Origin of the sequence: Paraburkholderia sp. BCC1886 (genome assembly GCF_900996245.1) — a bacterium.
GTDB lineage: Bacteria > Pseudomonadota > Gammaproteobacteria > Burkholderiales > Burkholderiaceae > Paraburkholderia.
The window spans coordinates 100,490-118,314 of the sequence record NZ_CAAJGK010000045.1; the positions used below are offsets into that span (position 1 = coordinate 100,490).

16 protein-coding genes are annotated in these 17,825 nt (G+C 65.6%); 6 read left to right on the forward strand and 10 right to left on the reverse strand.

The genetic code is table 11. The annotated features are described in order from the left end of the window. The first annotated feature begins 4 nt into the window (after positions 1–4). A complete protein-coding gene (xdhC, locus tag FQ746_RS15200; protein ID WP_409932401.1) occupies positions 5–595 on the forward strand; it encodes a xanthine dehydrogenase accessory protein XdhC in 591 nt (196 codons plus the stop codon). Between the two features lie 47 nt (positions 596–642). Here xdhC and FQ746_RS15205 read toward each other — a convergent pair whose 3' ends face one another. From FQ746_RS15205 to FQ746_RS15215, 3 genes are all read right to left on the reverse strand, one after another. Next, entirely contained in the window at positions 643–1,605 is a 963-nt protein-coding gene (locus FQ746_RS15205; protein ID WP_144110219.1) for a LysR substrate-binding domain-containing protein, read from the reverse strand. A gap of 124 nt (positions 1,606–1,729) precedes the next feature. Beyond that, on the reverse strand, positions 1,730–2,380 hold the full coding sequence (locus FQ746_RS15210) for a 2-hydroxychromene-2-carboxylate isomerase (RefSeq protein ID WP_144110183.1): 651 nt from the start codon (positions 2,378–2,380) through the stop codon (positions 1,730–1,732). A 147-nt stretch (positions 2,381–2,527) separates the two neighbouring features. Next, positions 2,528–3,988, reverse strand: coding sequence for a TAXI family TRAP transporter solute-binding subunit (locus tag FQ746_RS15215; RefSeq protein WP_144110184.1), 1,461 nt, complete (start codon positions 3,986–3,988; stop codon positions 2,528–2,530). 626 nt (positions 3,989–4,614) lie between these two features. Here FQ746_RS15215 and FQ746_RS15220 point away from each other — a divergent pair. Further along, complete coding sequence (locus FQ746_RS15220; RefSeq protein ID WP_144110185.1) at positions 4,615–4,980, forward strand: BON domain-containing protein; 366 nt, start codon at positions 4,615–4,617, stop codon at positions 4,978–4,980. 276 nt (positions 4,981–5,256) lie between these two features. After that, positions 5,257–5,532, forward strand: a complete 276-nt coding sequence (locus FQ746_RS15225) for a hypothetical protein (RefSeq protein WP_144110186.1) — start codon at positions 5,257–5,259, stop codon at positions 5,530–5,532. Positions 5,533–5,575: 43 nt separating this feature from the next. Here FQ746_RS15225 and FQ746_RS15230 read toward each other — a convergent pair whose 3' ends face one another. From FQ746_RS15230 to FQ746_RS34800, 3 genes are all read right to left on the reverse strand, one after another. Next, entirely contained in the window at positions 5,576–6,364 is a 789-nt protein-coding gene (locus tag FQ746_RS15230; protein ID WP_144110187.1) for a sulfite exporter TauE/SafE family protein, read from the reverse strand. Between the two features lie 244 nt (positions 6,365–6,608). After that, positions 6,609–7,247: a LysE family translocator gene (locus tag FQ746_RS15235; protein ID WP_144110188.1), complete on the reverse strand. Its 639-nt coding sequence runs from the start codon at positions 7,245–7,247 to the stop codon at positions 6,609–6,611. A gap of 113 nt (positions 7,248–7,360) precedes the next feature. Then, on the reverse strand, positions 7,361–7,498 hold the full coding sequence (locus FQ746_RS34800; RefSeq protein WP_186310742.1) for a hypothetical protein: 138 nt from the start codon (positions 7,496–7,498) through the stop codon (positions 7,361–7,363). Positions 7,499–7,914: 416 nt separating this feature from the next. Here FQ746_RS34800 and FQ746_RS15240 point away from each other — a divergent pair, with 416 nt between their 5' ends. Beyond that, positions 7,915–9,000 (forward strand): glycosyltransferase family 4 protein, encoded by a 1,086-nt coding sequence (locus FQ746_RS15240; protein WP_144110189.1) that lies wholly within the window; start codon positions 7,915–7,917, stop codon positions 8,998–9,000. Between the two features lie 30 nt (positions 9,001–9,030). Here FQ746_RS15240 and FQ746_RS15245 read toward each other — a convergent pair whose 3' ends face one another. The 4 genes from FQ746_RS15245 to FQ746_RS15255 form a co-directional block, all read right to left on the reverse strand. Further along, the gene (locus FQ746_RS15245) at positions 9,031–11,493 is read right to left on the reverse strand and encodes a PIG-L family deacetylase (protein ID WP_144110190.1); all 2,463 of its coding nucleotides are present in this window, start codon (positions 11,491–11,493) and stop codon (positions 9,031–9,033) included. Positions 11,494–11,605: 112 nt separating this feature from the next. Further along, positions 11,606–12,058 carry a GDP-mannose mannosyl hydrolase gene (locus tag FQ746_RS15250; protein WP_144110191.1) on the reverse strand — a complete coding sequence of 151 codons (453 nt, stop codon included), beginning with the start codon at positions 12,056–12,058 and terminating at the stop codon, positions 11,606–11,608. A gap of 84 nt (positions 12,059–12,142) precedes the next feature. After that, positions 12,143–12,289 carry a hypothetical protein gene (locus tag FQ746_RS34805; protein ID WP_186310743.1) on the reverse strand — a complete coding sequence of 49 codons (147 nt, stop codon included), beginning with the start codon at positions 12,287–12,289 and terminating at the stop codon, positions 12,143–12,145. Between the two features lie 112 nt (positions 12,290–12,401). Further along, complete coding sequence (locus tag FQ746_RS15255; RefSeq protein WP_260854064.1) at positions 12,402–14,384, reverse strand: hypothetical protein; 1,983 nt, start codon at positions 14,382–14,384, stop codon at positions 12,402–12,404. A gap of 732 nt (positions 14,385–15,116) precedes the next feature. Here FQ746_RS15255 and FQ746_RS15260 point away from each other — a divergent pair. Further along, a complete protein-coding gene (locus FQ746_RS15260; RefSeq protein WP_144110192.1) occupies positions 15,117–16,145 on the forward strand; it encodes a helix-turn-helix domain-containing protein in 1,029 nt (342 codons plus the stop codon). A gap of 70 nt (positions 16,146–16,215) precedes the next feature. Beyond that, positions 16,216–17,787, forward strand: a complete 1,572-nt coding sequence (locus FQ746_RS15265) for a mannose-1-phosphate guanylyltransferase/mannose-6-phosphate isomerase (RefSeq protein ID WP_144110193.1) — start codon at positions 16,216–16,218, stop codon at positions 17,785–17,787. Positions 17,788–17,825 lie beyond the last annotated feature (38 nt).

Consider the following 17,825-nt stretch of genomic DNA (forward strand, 5'->3'; position numbering starts at 1 on the left):
CACCATGACGATCGCCATGAACGATACCCCGCCCATCCAGATCGGCCGCCGCAGCGCCGTTCAGACGCCGCGTCCGGCGCCTTTGCACATCGTGCTGTTCGGCGCCGGACACGTCGGTCATGCGCTCGTCACGCTGCTCGGCGCGTTGCCTTGCGTGGTCCACTGGGTCGACGAGCGCGACGAACTGTTCCCCGACGAAACGCCTGCCAACGTGCAGATCGAAGCGACCGATACGCCGGAAGCTATCGTCGATACCGCGCCGCCCGGCGCCTATTTTCTCGTGATGACGCACAACCACGCGCTCGATTTCGCATTGGCCGCGCGCATCATGCGGCGGCGCGACTTCACTTACTTCGGCATGATCGGTTCGAAGACCAAGCGGGTGAAGTTCGAGCGGCGTTTGCTGGAGCGCGGCGTCGAGCTGGACCGGCTTGCAGAGATGACTTGCCCGATCGGCGTGGCGGGTATCGTCGACAAGGCGCCTGCGGCCATCGCGGTCGCGGTGTGCGCGGAGTTGTTGCAGATTCGCGCGCGGCAAGGCGCAGCGGTGTGGGCGGCACAGGCGGTGGCGAACACGCTGCGGGCGAGCGTCTAGGTTTGAACGCAGTGGTGCGTGAAATCCGCAACGCAAGCCCAGTCAGCTCAACCCGCTGACGTTTTCGCTTTCACGCGGCGCACCTTTTGCGCGACCAGTCCATCCGACACGCGCGACATCAACGCGCGCAACCAGCCGACATCGCTCGGCCGATCCGGTTGCGGATGCCAGAGCTGATAGCACTTGATGCGCGGAAACGGAATGGGCACCTCGACCACCGCGAGCGGCAGCATGGCCGCGTAGTGCATCGCGAAGCGGCGAGTCGTCGTGAAAATCAGATCCGATTGCAGCAGCGTCTGCGGCACGAGGCCGAAATACGGCAGCGTAGTGACGATGCGCCGGTCGGCGCGCGCGCGCGCAAAGCCGGTGTCGATCGCACCGCCGCGCGCGCCGCTGTAGGGCGTCGGCGCGAGATGCGGCGCGGCCAGATACGCTTCGCGCGTGAACGGCCTGCGGGCCAGCGGATGGTCGGCGCGCATCATGCACACCACGGTGTCCGAGAACAGATCGCTGCGCTCGAAGCGCGGATCGGGTTTCGGCCAGTTGCCGATCACCAGATCGAGTTCGCCGGCCTCGAGTGCCGCGTGATGATCGAGCATCGGACTCAGCGAATCGATTTCGAGCCGCGCATGGGGCGCCGCCTCGCGAAACTGCGCGATCACGGTGGGCATGAAGAAGTCGTTCAGATAATCCGGCGCGGCCACCCGGAACGTGCGGCGCGAGCGGCCCGGGTCGAAGTCGCCGTGCGGCGTCGCGACGAAGTCGACTTCGCGCAGCACGCGTTGCGCGGAGGCCAGCAGCGATTCGCCGTATTCGGTCGGCACCATGCCCGACTTGCCGCGCACCAGAATCGGATCGTTCAGCGCTTCGCGCAGTCTGCGCAAGGCCGTACTGATGGCAGGCTGGGTCTGATTCAGCCGCAGCGCGGTTTGCGTGACGCTGCGCTCGACCAGTAGCGTGCGCAGCACGCGGACGAGCCAGATATCGAGTGAGGCGGCGGTGTCTTCCATCGTGAAGGACCCAGGCATGGCAAAACGCCAACGGCAAAAAAGTGCACCACCTTAGGCCTGTTTGCCCCCCGCCGGCCATAGCAGGCGGGGTATGGCCGGCATCAGCCGCGCTGCCTGCGGTTGCTCATGCCTGTTTCCCCGGAAGACCCGAAGGCAGCGAACTTACCCGTTTCACTTCGCGCGACTCGAGCCAGTTCGGCGTGCGCGCGCAGTACAGCACCATCGGCAGCGCGTCTTCACCCCAGAACAGCTGATTGTTGAGCCGGAACGTCGGCACGCCGTAGACGCCGAGGCCGACCGCATCCGCGGTATTGCGCTGCAACTGGGCCTGCACCTCTGCGCTTTTGATCAGCTCCGGGCCGTCCGGCATGCCGACGCGTTCGCACAGTTCGGCGAAGGCTTCGTCGCTGGACGGGTCGCGTCCCTCGCGCCAGATGAAGCGGAAGATTTCGCGCACGAACTGCACGTCGCCTTTGGCGGCGGTCGCGAGCAACAGCGGTTTGGTCGAATCGAACGGATGCGCCGGCGGCATCTTGTACGGAATGCCGAGTTGCTCGGCGCGAAACAGCGCGTGCCGGTACATGAACACCCGCTTGGTGGGCAGGCTATACGCCGGCACCTGGCCGGAGTGGCGATACAACTCGTTCAGCACCACCGGCGTGAACGCGAAATCGAAGCCCGGCCATTTGTCGTGTTGCTCGAGCAACAGATACGTGAACGGCGAGACGAAATCGTAGAACCACAGAGGTTGCCTGGCGTCGATGCCAATGGTCATAAATGTCTCCCGGATTGCCCTTGCGGCCGGCGGCTGGCGAGACGTGAGCGAACACGCGTCTGCTGCGCCGGCGAAATTGTGATGATCTTACGCGGTGCGGCCGCCGCGCGGTTAATTGAGGTCGATGCGCGAGGTGCTCGAACAGCCTCACGCCGATCTTGTTCGTAAACCGTCCGCCGATTCCGGCGGACCGTCGTCGGGCTGGCGGTTCGGCTGCTCGCCGCTCGGGTCGTCCCCTTCGCCAGCAGTCCCGGCAGCCGCCTCGCGACCCTGCGTGAGCCGCGCGCGCACGAAGCCGATATGCTCGCGCAGCACGTAGAACTGATCCGCATACGCGAGCGGCATCTTCAGACCGTTGACCGACTCCTCGATCGCGTCGAGCCGGTCGAGCAGCGATGCGCGCTCGGCGGCGGAGTGGTCGGTGAGCGCGCTGCGCTCGATCGCGATCAGTGCGCCGTACCAGCGGTAGATGCGCGACTTCACGCGCCAGGCGTACAGCGACGGCACGAGCCGCAGCGCGGGAATCAGCAGCACGATCAGCGGCACGACGACCACCAGCAGACGGTCGGCGAGGCTGGCGAGCCAGAACGGCAGGATCCGGTAGAGGAAGCTTTTGCCCGACTTGTAGTAGCGCGCGGCGTCGTCGCTGATCGGGAAGTCGTGCGCGAGCGGCGCAGGAAACTCGCCGGCGCGCTGCAGGATGTTCGCCTTGCCGTGCACCTCGCGGGCGGCTTCGATCAGCAGATCGGACAGCGCCGGATGCAGCGAGTCGCGCGCCACCAGCTCGGCAGTGGGCGCCACCATGTGAATCGGCGCGGACGGCAGGTTCTTGCCGAGGTCGAACGCGCCCATCGGCATCACGAGTTGCGTCAGATACGGGAAGCGGCGCGTGTACGCGTCGGCCTGGGTGAAGTCGTAGAACTGCACGTTCGGCGTCCGGTAGAGCTTGCCCATGACCGCCGGTTGCGCCGAGTCGCCGGCGAGGAAAGCGGCGTCGACCTTGCCCGAGACCAGCGCATTGGCGGCGTCGTCACCCGACAGCGGCAGCAGCCGCGTCGCACCGTCCGGCACGATGCCGTTGGCCTTGAGCAGCGCCAGCGCGAGTTCGCGCGTGCCGCTGCCTTCGGCGCCGACCGCGAGGCGTTGCCCCTTGAATTCGGAGAGCCGCGTCACGCTCGGGCCGTGATAGAAAATCGCCAGCGGCACATAGGCCACGCTGCCGAGCGACATGAGTCCGTCGCTGGCCGGGCCGGGCGCGACGCCGTCCTGCACGAAACCGACATCGACCTTCGAGTTCGGATCGGCCAGCCGCTTGAGATTCTGCAGCGAGCCTTCCGAGGCCAGCACATTCAACGTAATGCGGTTGCGCGCCAGAATCGCCTTGTACTTTTGCGCGGCGCTCCAGAAGGTGCTGCCTTCGGGGCCGGCGCTGATCGTCAACGTGCTGGGCGGGGCGGGCTGGATCAGACGCACGGCGACCCAGATGGCGGCCGCCGCGATCAGCAGGATCGGGCCGAACGACAGCGCCAGATCGCGCCAGGAAATCGCCACGAAGCGGGCGACGAGGCGGGGCGGACGCTTGAGATTATCGACGGGACCAGGCTTCATCGGATCAGGTGACGGCGATGCTCGCAGGGAAAGAAGTGACGGCGCTTTTTTGCGGCTTTTGCAGCTTTTGCAGCGCATGGCCGGCGCTCAGCGCTTCGCGCCGATGGTACCCGAGATTCGCACGACGCCCCAACGCCTGACGGCTGCGCGCACGGAGAAACCCGTAACAAAAGGTGAGTGCCTTCGAAGGCCTGGGTGAGGGCGCGTCGGGTTGGATGACGGGCGTGGCGCGGCCGCGGCCTACATAGTGGGTCGAATGCCATCGGCCGACCCGCCAGCCGCCCGGCCAACGACTAAACCCTTTGCGATTCCGGCTCGCGTGGATTAAATTGTGCATCGCTGCCGCGAACCGACGTTCGGCGCGGCGTGACCCGGCACGACACACAAGAACCGGGCGCGCCCTCCGGCCTCGCGGCTTGCCGGTTTTTCCGCCATCTTGCCGCGCGCGCTGCGCCGGCGGTCATCGGCAACCGGCCTCTCTCGCCTCTCGCACATCGTGTTTCAGCCTTAGTCGGCCGTCGCCGGGTCGCGCCTATCGTGGCGTCGGCTCGCGCGCGGTCGCGGGTAGTCGTAACGAAGCCGCTTCTATAAGCGGTCCAATGTGTGAAGTAAAGGAGAAAAGCATTATGAAATCGGTCGGTTTTCTGAAAACGCTCGGCTCGGTCGTGGCCATGGTCGTCGCGTGCAATGTCTACGCTCAGGCCAGCGATGCCGCAGCAAGCGGTGCGACGGCTGCGCCGGCGACTAGCGCCAAGGCCACCAGCAAGTCCACGAAGAAGGCCAATAGCCAGCTTGGTCGCAAGGTGCGCGCGGCGATCGGCAAGGCGCAAGGTGTCGACGTGTCGAGCATTGCCGTGCGTGCGCGCGGCGGTGCGGTGACGCTGACGGGCACGGTGCCCGATCAAGGCCAGATCGATGCCGCAGGCGCTGCTGCGAAGAGCGTCGCCGGCGTGACGTCGGTGTCGAACAAGCTGACGGTGGAGCAGCAGTAAGCTGCCCGGGCGAGCGTCGCACGGGTTCCGTCACGGACGGCTAGCACGCTCGCCGCATCGCGAGACGCAGAACGGACGCCGGCTGTCAGCCGGCGTTTTTTTTCGATTAATTTTTCGTCGCGGCGATTTTTGACACGGTGATGATGAGGCAACGCGCCGGGCAACCGGCCGTCGACGACGCCGCGTTTTTCGAAGGTGGGTTCCGGGTAGCACCGACACCCGCTCGACACGTTTCAGGCGGACTCTCAGGCATGCAGCGCAACCGGAGTCAATGCGATGGAAGCCACGCTTTTACGCTATACCGACTTGCCGATCGGCCATCGGGCCGCCTTCGAACTGGTGTGCGCGCGGCACGGTTTCGCGCCGGCGCATTTCGAGGTCAGCGTGTGTGCCGATCTTGCCGGCCCCCAGGATCCCGACTATCCCGCCGATGCCACGCCGGGACGTCTGGTCACCGTGCGCCGCGCGGGCTGGGCGCAGTCCTATCACGACCGTGCGGGGCAATGGGTGCGCCAGTTCGAAACCGATCTGACCTGCCGTTTCTTCAAGTAGCGCTTCGGCTCGCTCTGACTCAGACTCAGACTCAGACTCAGACTCAGGCCAGCACGAGCCGCGCGCCGACCAGCGTCAGCGTGGCGGCCAGCAGATTGCGCAGCAGCTTCTCCGGCGCGCGCGAAGACAGGTAGCTGCCGATCGCAATGCCCGGCAGCGAACCCACCAGCAACGACAGCAGCATCGTCCAGTCGATCGAACCCAGCAGCCAGTGACCGGCGCCCGCCAGCAGCGTCAGCGGCACGGCGTGCGCGATGTCGGAGCCGACGATGCGCGTGGTCGCGAGCAGCGGATACAACAGCAGCAACACCGTCACGCCGATCGCGCCCGCGCCGACCGACGTCAACGAAACCAGCACGCCGAGCACCGCGCCGGTGAGGATCGTGAGCGCGAGCGTGCGGCCTTCGCGCGGCGCGCGTCGACGGTGTGCGCCGAGCGCCGCGAGTTGCGGCCGGAACACGAGGGCCACCGCGGTGATCAGCAATGCCGCACCGAGCACGATCTGGATCAGCCGGCCCGTGCCCGGCGTATCCATGCCATAGCGGTGCAGCAGGACCAGCGTGACGGCGGCGGCCGGGACACTGCCCGAGGCGAGGCGCAGCGTGATGCGCCAGTCGACCGAGCCTTTCAGGCCGTGCACCAGCGTGCCGGTCGCCTTGGTCGCGGCGGCATACAGCAGGTCGGTGCCGACGGCAGTCGCCGGGTGGACGTTGAACAGCAGCACCAGGATCGGCGTCATCAGCGATCCGCCGCCGACGCCGGTCAGGCCGACCAGAAAGCCGACGAACAGGCCGGAAACGGAATACAGCAGTTCGATATGAGGAAGAGCCATTGAGCAGACCGTCGACGGTCGGGTGGGTTGAACGGCGTATCGTCCAGGTCGCAAGGAGCCGACGCAGTACGCAGCCGCCGTGTGATGGCGGCGCGCTGCTATTGCCGGAGGGGAGCGTGGGAACGACGAAAGGCGCTATTGTCGCAAAACTGCTGCTCGTGCGTACGAAGCGCCGGCGGCGATCAGGACCATGCCCGTTGCGGGCAATCCCAACTGGAACGCGAAAGCGCCCGAACCCGCCGCATCAAAGCGCGCGGCGGATTTCGGCGAGACCGAACGCCGCCAGCGTGATGCCGACCACCCGGTCGATCACGAGCCGCAGCTTGCTGCCGATCGCATGCCGCGCTAGCGACACCACGGTGACGAGGCAACACCACCACGCAATCGATCCGCAGAACACGCCGGCCACGGTGGTCAACGCGATGCTCGAAGAAAACGCGCCACGCGGCGCAAGCGTGGTGAACAGCGCGGCGAACATGATGACCGTTTGCGGGTTGGTCAACGTGAGCAGCAGCGAACTCGCGTAGGCGCGCAGCGCGCCCGCTCGCATGGCCGGTGCGGCCGATTCCGCGTCGGCGTTTGCGGATGCCGGGGCCGGTTTCTGAAGCAGGGCGCGCAGCCCGAGATAAAGCAGGAACAGCCCGGCCAGCAGATGCAAAGGCCGGTCATAGGCCAGCATGAAATGCGAAATGCCGACGAGGCCAAGCGCCGCGATCAGACCGTAAAACGCATCGCCGCTGGCAATGCCGAAACCGATTGCAAGTCCGGCGCGCGGGCCGCCGCCCAGCGTGCGACGGATGCACAGCATGCCCATCGGGCCGACCGGCGCGGCAATGGCAAGGCCGACACCCGCAGACGTGACAAACAGATCGATCAGTGACATGTGAAGTCGACGCAACTGGACGGTGAGCAGGAAGCAGCCCGGCGGAAGCCGATGTCGCAGCGAAAAACGACAGGAAAAACGAACGCCCGCCGAAAGCGGCGGGCGTGTTGGGATTATTTCTTGGTGGTGGCCGAAGCGCTCGGCTGAACCCGGATTGGCGGCGAGCCGGAAGGCGACGTGGCCGGTTGGGGCTTCTTCGCCTGCTTCGGCTTCTTGACTTCGCGGTTACTGCGCATTTGACCTTTTGCCATCATGGACTCCAATTGGCTGGCTTGCTCCCCGTGGGAGCAATACGCGAGTGTGCGCTGAAATCCGCCGGCGCGGTTGAAAATCTTGGCCGGTGGCAGCTAATGACGAGGCAACCGGCAGCTAATCGGCCATCGAGCCAGGCGGGCAACATTGCATTTGCTGCGAAGTGGGCGGTGGCGCTCATTGGGCAGCCGCGGAACTCTGGGAGTTGGCGTAAAAGTGCTGGACCTTCGGAGTAAGGTTTCCGGGCAGCAGTCACTTCGCAGCGGAACTGTTGCGGTATCAGGAGGCCAGGCGCGTTGTCCACCGGCGCGCCCAGATCGACGAAGAGACAGGCCAACGGGGTTTGGGGTCGGCAGCCGCCGGCCAGGCGTGTCCAGTCGCTGCGTAAAAAAGCGGTTATCCAGAGAGATAAATCGTGAGGATTCTTCAACTGGTTCACGCACCGCGCCTTTCCGGCGCGGAAATCCTGGTGAAAGGCGTCGCCATTCATCATCAGCGCGCGGGGCACGAGGTTGGCATGGCGTCGCTGCTACCGCAGCAGGACGACTTTCTCGACATTCGCGCCGAACTGGAAGCGGCAGGCGTCACCTGCATGTTTCCCGAAGTGCGCCACGGCCGGGTCGGCAAACTGCTGCACCTGTATCGCGTGGTGCGGCAGTTCAGGCCGGACTTCATCGTCGCGCACGCGACCCTTGCCGGTCTTTATATCCGCCTGCTGCCGGTGAACACGCCTATCGCGTGGGTCATGCATTCGGGTGTCAACGACTTCGAGAACGGCGCGCTCAAGCGCGCGGAGCGGCTGTTGTCGCGCCGGGCCCAGGCGATCATCGGCGTGACGCAGCAGAACATCGACGATTATCTGCGCGAGATCGGCAAGCATCCGGCGATGGTCGTGATCCCGAACGGTGTCGACGCGTCGATGTTCGCGGAAGACGGCGACGCCCACGTGCCGGATCTGGAAGTGCCGCCGAAGCAGATCGTTCAGCTCGGCCGCTATATCGAAGGCAAGAGTCAGCTGGACACCGTTCGCGCGTTCGAGCGGGTACTGCAGAGCGAGCCCGAGGCGCGTCTGCTGTTATGCGGCGTGGTCGAGGAAGTCGCCTATCACGAGGCGGTGCTGTCGCTCGTCGAACGGCTCGGTTTGACGAGCCGCGTGACGGTATGCGGGCCGAGGTCGGACGTCGCCGCGATTCTGCGCTCGTCGCGCGTGTTCGCGATGCCCTCGCAGTTCGAAGCGCAGAGCATCGGTTTTCTGGAAGCGCTGGCGTCGGGCATTCCGGTGGTGGCGAACCGCATTCCTTCGTTCGGGTTCGCCGGTAACTTCGCGGGCGTCAGTCTGGTGGATACGACCGATGCCGAAGCCTATAGCCGGGCCTTGCTGAACGCGCTCGACACGCCGCGCGCGAATCGTCAGCTGGCGGGCTATACGCTGCACGATACGGCGGACCGCTATATGTCGATCGCGCGCAAGTTCGCGCATCCGCTCCACGCTTCTGCGTGAAACGGATTGGCGTCGTATCGACCGGACTGGCTACTGTGCGAGCCGGTCGATACGAACGGTCTCCGTGAATAAGCCCGGCAACGCGCCGAGTTGCTGCGCGGCGCCCAGCGTCGATCCCTCTCCCATTGCATAACGCGAGAGCGCGGGCGAGCCGCCGGTGAAATAGAAATCGCCGAGCATCGCATCGGTTCGGCGATACAGCACGAGCGCCGTGCCGTGGCTGTCCCGCACCACCGCCGGGAACACATCCGACCACGACATCCCTCGCAGACTCGCCGTGCGCGTGGCCACGCCGGCTGTTTGCGTCAGGTCGACGGTCGAGACGTCGATCGTCGCGTCGTCGCTCGTGCTGTCGAGATGCGGTGTCAGCAGCACCAGCAGATTGTCGTTCGCGGCGGTCCCGCTTTCGATCGCGGCCTTCACGAAGTCAGGCCCGATGCCCGGCGGCAGCACGCGACGCGCTCCCGACGTGAGACGTGTGCCGTCGTTGGAGATCGGGGTGAGCGCGACGCGGTCTGCCATACGTTCGAGCGCCACCAGCGACGTGCGCGGTGATTTGCCACCTGCCTCGCTTGCGCCACGCGTCAGCAATTCGGCGTTCTGCTGCAGGTCGGGCGCTTGCGCCACGAGTCGCGGCGCGGCGCCATCTTCCTCGCCTTTAGCCGACCCGTTGGCTCGTCCCTTGGCCGACCCAACGAGCCAAAAATCGAGTCCCCGATCCGTCCGCTTCTGCGCGATCAACACACTGGCGCGACCGCTGCCCGTGAAATCTCCCGCCACATACTGTTGCGCGGTCGCGGGCTTGAACGCCGGTCCGGTTTGCAGCCACAGACGCGGTGCGTCGAACCGGTCGCCGGCGCCGCGCAGCAACCAGAACGCGGTGCCGTCTTCGCGTGCAGTGACGACCATCAGGTCCGCTTTGCCATCGCCGTCGAAGTCGCCGAGCAGGAAGCGCGCGCTATCGAAACACAGCGAGTCTTTCCCGCAACTCGGCGCGCTGGCGAGCGGATCGAAGGCAACCTTGTTCGCATACCACAGCACCGGCCGGCCGGCGCCCGTGAGCGACGCGGCGTACACGTTGAAGCCGGGGCCGTCCGCTTGTCGCTGCACGTAGACGGCGGCCTGTTCGCCGTTGCCCCCGAGATCGCCGAACATCGCGGTCGCGAGCCGCAGGTCGTTGGCCTGGGTGTGCTGCGTAGTCGACCAGCGGTAGCGCGTGGTCAGCGCGGTACAGCCGCGCTCGGTGAGCTTGCCATCGTTTTCGCCGAGGCAATGTCGTTGCGGCGTGTAGACGAGGCCGAAGTCCCACGGCGTCCAGCGCTGCGCCATATCCCATTGATCGCAGGTCTCGGCGAGCAGGAAGCCGTCGCGTTCGGCGACGCATTGCGAGGTCGCGACATTGACGAGCGCGGCATTGCGCGTGTTGCCGGGATACACGGTCAACGGTTCCCAGCGCCATTGCTGCGCCGACGAACCGTTGCACGCCGCGAGCGTCGGCGCTTCGCCTGGGCGCGTGGAACTCGCACAGCGGTTGGCCGCCGCATTGAACAGCACCACGGGATGAACCTGAAAATCCGGCACGCGATGCTCGCTGCGATCGGCGACTGCGTAGCGCCGCGCGACCCAGTTGCCGTCCCATTGGAATTCGCCGAACACATGCGAAAAATCGCTGCCGTCGATCGAAAAATAGCTGGCGACGATATCGCGCTTGCGTTGCACTTCGGCGGCGGGAAGATTGGCGGGCCAGTCGCCGGTCGGATAGGTGACGTGATAGACGATCGGCACGCTGCGCCCCAACGTCTGGGCGACGTGACGCGTGATACGCGCCGCGTAAATGTGGTCCGGATGTTCGAGAAACGGCACGGTATCCGGATTGAGCGTGTAGATCTCGGTGGCTTCGGCGAGGATCGCCTTCAGCGTCGCGGACAACGTGTCCCGGTCGTAACGCATGCGCGACGAGCCGTCCACGTTCATCGGATACGTCGAGAGAATCGCCCGCTGATCCCACAGCAGCGCGAGCGGGGCGCGCCCGCCGCGCACGGCGCCGCCCGGCAGACGCAGTTCGAGCAGTTGCACCTGGGGCTTCGCCTTCAGCACCATCCGATGCACGAGCTTGCCGGCAATCGTCCGGTTCGATTCGAGCCACACGTCCGGCACATGCGCCATCCGCGCATAGGCGAGCCGCGAGGCCCGTTCTCGAGTCTGCACGTAGGCGAAGTTCGCGCCGTTCGCGCCGCCGATCAGATGGACCGTGGTGATGCACCATCCGGCGTCGAGCCGTTCGCTGATGGCCGGGTCGACGAACAGCAGGTCGTCGTCGAGGTGCGCGACCACCGTGACGAGCTTGCCTGCCGCGCATTCCGCGGCGCTGGCGGCGCTGGCCGCGCCGACTGTGCCGACCGCGTTGGCCGCGCCCGGCGTGAACACCCCGGCGAGCACCGCGACGCAGGCGAAGAAAAATCCCCGAACGAATCTGGTTATGGATGTCCGCATGGTGAGTCGAGCCCCGAAAGTGAGCCCGATCTTACTGGAGCACCCGGGCGCGCCACGTTGGCGAACTCACAGTTCGCAGCGTTCTGCGATGTCGAGGCGCAGCGCGGCGGGATCAGCGGAAATACGCCTTGGTGTTCTCGTGCACGTCGTCGCGCGCGAGCAGTTCGGCAGGCATGAGCCATAGATAGTCGCTGTGCTGGTCGGGCCGGCCGACGGCGGCGTCGCCCGTCAATTGCAGTGCGTACGCGAGCACGATGTAGTGTGTGGAGACGCCGGGTTCGCCGGCGAAGTTGTCGGCGTAGTGATGTTCGAACACGCCTTCGAAGCGCGCGCCGTCGCGAGCCAGTTTCGCCACGCCGAGTTCCGCGTCGGTAATCCGCACGAACGCTGCATCGAGCGTTTCGTCCTTGAGAATGCGGCCGCCCGGAACGAACCAGGTGCCGCGCGCGGGACGATTGCGCCGGTGACCGATCAGCACGCGTCCACTGGCGTCGCGCACGATCAGATCGATTGCGACGAGCGGCGTCAGACGGACTACGTCGAGGAAGTCGATCTCGGTCAGCATGAAGGGTTCTCCAGCGAATGAAGCGCGGGCCGCGCGGTTGGGTGGAGTACCGTGCGCGAGCCGCCCACATGGCCCGGCCATGTGTCAGTCGCGATGATCCTCGTCGTTGCGCGTGAGCCGGTCGGAGACGTTGGCGAACAGCAGAACCAGCAGCAGCACGCCGATGACGGCGAACAGGAATGCGCCGGTCAGCGCGGCCAGCACCAGCATCGTCCAGGCAAGGCCGTTCATCTCTCGGCTCCAGCGCATTGTTGATCATGCTAAATCTCACCCCGGAGCCGCTCTGTGCGGCAGCTATCCCGGGCCCCGTTACTTCACGCCGGATTATCGCCGTAATCCGCCGTTAGCGGGGCGCATACCCCTCCGGCGTCGTGACCGCCGGAGCGAATACCTCGGCGTTGCCCGAGACCACGTAAAGCGGCGCGGGCGACAGTTTCAGATCGGCGACGCCGTCGCGGTACGGCACGCTGCTGGCGTTACCCATCATGTCGAGCGCGGTAACGGTGCCGGCGGTGCCGGCCGCGTCGACACGCAAGCGGTAGTTCGCGGTGGCGTTCGCATCGAAGCCGGACTTCGCGTTCCAGCGGTCGTTGTCATGCGTCCACAGCGCGGTCACGATCTTGCCGCCGCCGAGCCGGCGAAACGCATACGCATAGACGCCTTGCGGCAAACCCTTGAGCGGACCGAGCGTGATGGTGCCGTCGACGATGCGGGTCAGCGCCGCCACGGCCAGCGCGGCCGGCTTCGGGCTGATATGCACCGCGCCGTACGCACCTTGCGGATGATCGAGTTCGAAGAACACGCCATAACCGGGCGCCGCGTCCGGCATGTCCGCGAGATAGAACACATAGCTCATGTCGGCGCCTTCGCCGAGCAGGATCAGATGAGTGCGCGCGACCACCGCGGCCTGCGCGTACAGCACGTTCGCATCCGGATACTGCTTGCCGTACGACGCGCCGATGTCGTAGCTGATACCGGTTTCGGTCACGAAGAGCGGCGCGCCCGGTTTCAGATAAAGGCGCATTTCGTGGCGCAGCGCGCGCATCGATGCCGCGAGCGCGCCCTGCACGGTGCCCTGGCTGGCCGTATCGGCGACCCGTTCGGGCGGATGGGACGGTGTCGTGCCGATGTCGTAATAACCGTGGATGGTCATGCCGTCCATATATCGGCCGATGCCCTGCGGGCCCAGCCGGCGCATCGCGACGACGTTCGCCTGGACCGACGCGTAGGTCGGACCCATCACCACCGCGTGCGGATCGTTCCGGTGGATGCCTTCATAGACCGCCTGATACATCGCGACGAGATGCGCGTCCGTATCGCGCCAGGGCAGACCGCCGTCGGCGTCCGGCTCCCACGTGACCTGATAGTAGTTGTCGCGCTGAGCGGGGAAGTAGGTCGTGCGGACCCGGTTCGATTCGGCGCCGACCTTCGCCATGTAGTCCTTCATCTGCGCGAGCGAGCTGGGCGCGTAGCTGTGGGTCTCCTTGCCGGTGGGGCTGGCCCATTTGGGAATGCCGTCGAGCTGGATCAGACGCAACAGGTCGCCGCGCTGGAAGAACGGCGTGAGCGAGGGCGTGGCCGGGTTGAAGGTGCCCGGCTTGTCGGGCTCCTCGACGTACCAGTTGCGATTGTCGTTGACCCACGTCAGACCGAGCGCCGTATAAACCGGACGATAACCGTCGCCGTCGCAGCAATGCTGGCCGGGCGCGAGATAGGCCGTGCCCTGGCCGCCGAATCGATGCCGGTCCGCGAACGGGAAGCGCACCGCGGGCAATGTGGCGACCGTGTCCGGCAAAATCCCGAAGGTCGCGATGCCGGCGGGGCGCGTGCCGCGCGCATCGAGTTGTCCATGCGCGCGTTCGAGCGACGCCGACACGGCAAAGTAACCGGCGATGCTGGACGCGCAATTCAGCGTGGCCAGCGTCGCGCCCGCCGGAACGGCGAAACGGCCGCTGGCACGTACGGCATTCCACGTATCGCGGATTTGCCACGTGAGCGTGTCGGCTTGGGCCGGGCGCGTCGTGAACGTCAACGCGAACGGTTTGCCGGTGGGGAAAAGGCGGGTTCCGTCGCCGGGTGTGTCGGCTTCGAGGAGCGGCGCGCCTGCGCTCGTGCCTGTTTGAGAGGCCGGTGCAGAACATCGCAAGCCATCGCCCGGCGCAATCTTCGAAGCGGCCACCGGACTGTCGCCCGATGCGCGCGGGGCGGAATTCATCGCGACGCCGAACGCGTGCCCCGCGCCGAACATCGACGCAAGCACCCACCCGCCGGCGACCAGCGCATGTTGCACGGCTCGTCGCGTGACACAGTCTCTATCGGTCGACATTGGGTTCCCCGTGTGTTTTCGACGGCGCGCAAGGGCCGCGAGGCCCGAGCCGGCTAGTGCATTTGCGCAACACGATGGCGGAAAGGGCCCTGGAAGTCCTTTACCCATCCGCCATCGGTGCTACGCGGCCCTGCACTGCGCCGTCTGTCTAATTGCGATGTTTCACGTTTGAAACATTAATGGCCGGAGTTAAATTCTTCTGTTCCATTTAGAACAAAATAAATACTTTATGCATTCAGTAAATCGCTTAAATTGGCTGCATGTTTTCATATCGCCGAAGCGCCCGCTATCTTCATAACAAATCTTTCGCGGCCAATCGTGAAAATGCCCGCGTAGGCGCGATGCCGCCGCTTTGATTCTGCTGAGCGAAGTGCAAAAAGTCACTTGAATTCAGCGTCGTAGCGGGCGGTGAACCACCAAGTTCCGCGCCGGTTTCGAGTCGCGATGGTATGTGTGCTGGCGTACGAAATCCATTTTTCCTTTGCATTAACATTCGCAGAACGTCAACTCCAGGCTATGTCGAAGCGATCCGCGGTTAATCGGAATTCCGATAATTGCGATGTTTCCGAAATGCACTGGGCGGGGCGATTGCCACGAGGCCGGCATGTCCATGTTTCAGGTCGTGGCGGCTAAATGCTTGTTTCACCGGTCGTGATGATGGCGCTGTGCCGCACTCGCGGACGCGGCTCTCCAACGTGACACGTAGATCCGTTATTTGCTGAGAGGATGACTATGACCTGCGCGACTCTCGAGTCTGCCGTGCTGCGTTGGGCGCATGCGCCCAGCAAGGGCATGCGCCGCATCGCGATACTGATGTTCAACGACTGCTCGCTGCAAGGCGCGGGGGTGGTCGCCGAAGTGTTTCAGGCCGCGAACGAACTGGCCAGCTCGGGCTCCGGCAACTCGATCTACGACGTGTCGTTCCTGTCCGCCGATGGCGGCATGGTGACGTCGTCGTCGGCGCTGCGGGTCTGGACCGAAGGACTCGACGCGCGCCGCGTGGCCCATTTCGATGCGTTGTATGTCGCGGGCGGCAAAGGCGCCGGCGCCGCGGCGAACGATTCCCGGGTGATCACCTGGTTGCGCCGCGTGCGTCACGACACCGGCATGATCCGCCCGATCGCGGAAGGTCGCGCGGTGCTCGACGCGGCCTGGCTGTCGGACACGAGAGACGGCCTTGACGTTCGCCATCACAACCGCTTCATCCAGTCGGTGCTGACGCCGGGTCAGCCGGGTCAGCCGGGTCAGCCCGAGCAACCGGGCGACGCGAACGACCGGCTCGAATCGATGCGCAGCGCGCTCGCCATGATCAAGCGCGACCTCGGCAGCGCCACCGCGCGCACGGTCGCGGAGCGTTTGATGGCCGACTCCTGTTCGAACCTCGCGCCGCTGCTCGGCGAAGACGGCGGACTGAGCGCGGGCGACAAGGTGCGTGCCGCGGCGCGCTGGCTGCAGGAAAACTGCCAGCAGGCGATTTCGATTGCGGACGCCGCGCAGTTCGCCGCGATGAGCGAACGCAACTTCCTGCGCCGCTTCAAGATGGAAATGGGCATCACGCCGTCGAGCTTCCTGTTGCACGAGCGGCTCGCCGTGACCTGCAGCCTGCTGACCGAATCGGAACTGCCGGTCGACAAGATCGCGCGGCGCACCGGCATGGGCAATGGCGACCGTCTCGCCAAAGTGTTCCGCAAGCGGATGCGCATTTCTCCGACCGAATTCCGTATCCAGAGCCGTCGTCTGGTGAACGAATCCGCAGAGTGACGGTGCAATACAGGCAGCGCAGGCAAACCACGTTTTTCGCGGACCTTGGACCACGGTAAGGATGACGAACATGTTGAATCACGGGGATGTGAGCGCCGTTTCGTTCGGTGCGGCCGGTTCGGCCGGCCCGGACGACGCGCGTGCCGAGATGAGCGGCGCGGCCTGCACGCGCATCGTCCCGGTGATTCTGGCGGGCGGCTCGGGCACGCGCCTGTGGCCGGTGTCGCGGGAGAACTATCCGAAGCAACTGATCGACGTGGTCGGTTCCGACTCGCTGCTGCAAGCGACCGCCCGGCGGATGACGGGCTTTCCCGCGGGCTGGCAGGTGGACGCGGCGCCGATCATCGTCTGTGGTGAAGAACATCGTTTCGTGATTGCCGAACAGCTTCATGAGCACGGCGTCGACGCGCGACTCGTCGTCGAACCGGCGCGCCGCGATACGGCGCCCGCGCTGACACTCGCCGCCGCGCTCGCCTGCAGCCAGGGCGACGACGCGATTCTGATCGTGATGCCCGCCGACCACGCCATCGCCGACGTGAACGGCCTGCAGCAGGCGCTGGAACACGCCGCACGCCATGCGCAACGAGGCGCGATCGCGACGCTGGGCGTCCCGCCGACGCGTCCCGACACGGGCTTCGGTTATATCCGTCTCGGCGCGGCGCTGCCGGACGGCGCGTATGCGATCGACGGTTTCGTCGAGAAGCCGGCAGAAGAACTCGCGGCGCGCTACGTCGCGGCCGGCACATACTGGTGGAACAGCGGCATCTTCATCGTGCGCGCGAGCGTCTGGCTCGAGACCCTGCAGCATTTGCAACCGGACATGCATGCGGCCTGCGCGCGCGCTTTCGCCGGCGGGCGCAGCGAAGGCGCGGTGTTCCGTCCGTTGCTGGAAGCCTTCCTGAGCACGCCGGCCAATTCGATCGACTATGCCGTGATGGAGCGTCTTGGCGCAAGCGCCGACAGCGCCACCCAAACGGACGACGCAAGCGAGCCGCGCTCCACCGGTGTCGTGTTGCCGCTCGACGCGGGCTGGTCGGACCTCGGTTCATGGGACGCCGTCTGGGCCGCGATGGACAAGGACGCCAACGGCAACGCCGGGCGCGGCCGCGTGACCTTCGAAGGCGCGGTCTCCAGTTACGCGCACTCGGAAGGACGGCTCGTGGCCTGTGTCGGCACGACCAATGTCGTGGTGGTGGAAACCGCCGACGCCGTGCTGGTGGTCGACCGCTCGCGCGTGCAGGACGTGAAGGGACTCGTGTCGCGCATCAAGGCGCAGCACGCACCGGAGGCCGACGCGCATCGCAAGGTGCATCGCCCCTGGGGTTTCTACGATTCGATCGACCAGGGCGAGCGTTTCCAGGTCAAGCGCATCGTCGTCACGCCGGGCGCGCAACTGTCGCTGCAACTGCATCACCACCGCGCCGAACATTGGGTGGTGGTACGCGGCACGGCGCTCGTCACACGCGGCGACGAGCAGTTTTTGCTGAGCGAAAACGAATCGGCTTATATCCCGCTCGGCATCCGTCACCGGCTCGAAAACCCGGGCAAGGTACCGCTCGAGATCATTGAAATCCAGTCAGGCGCCTATCTCGGCGAAGACGACATCGTGAGGTTCGACGACAACTACGGGCGTTGCTCCTGAGCCGCCCGTCAACACCGCTTCGCACACAAAAAACGGCC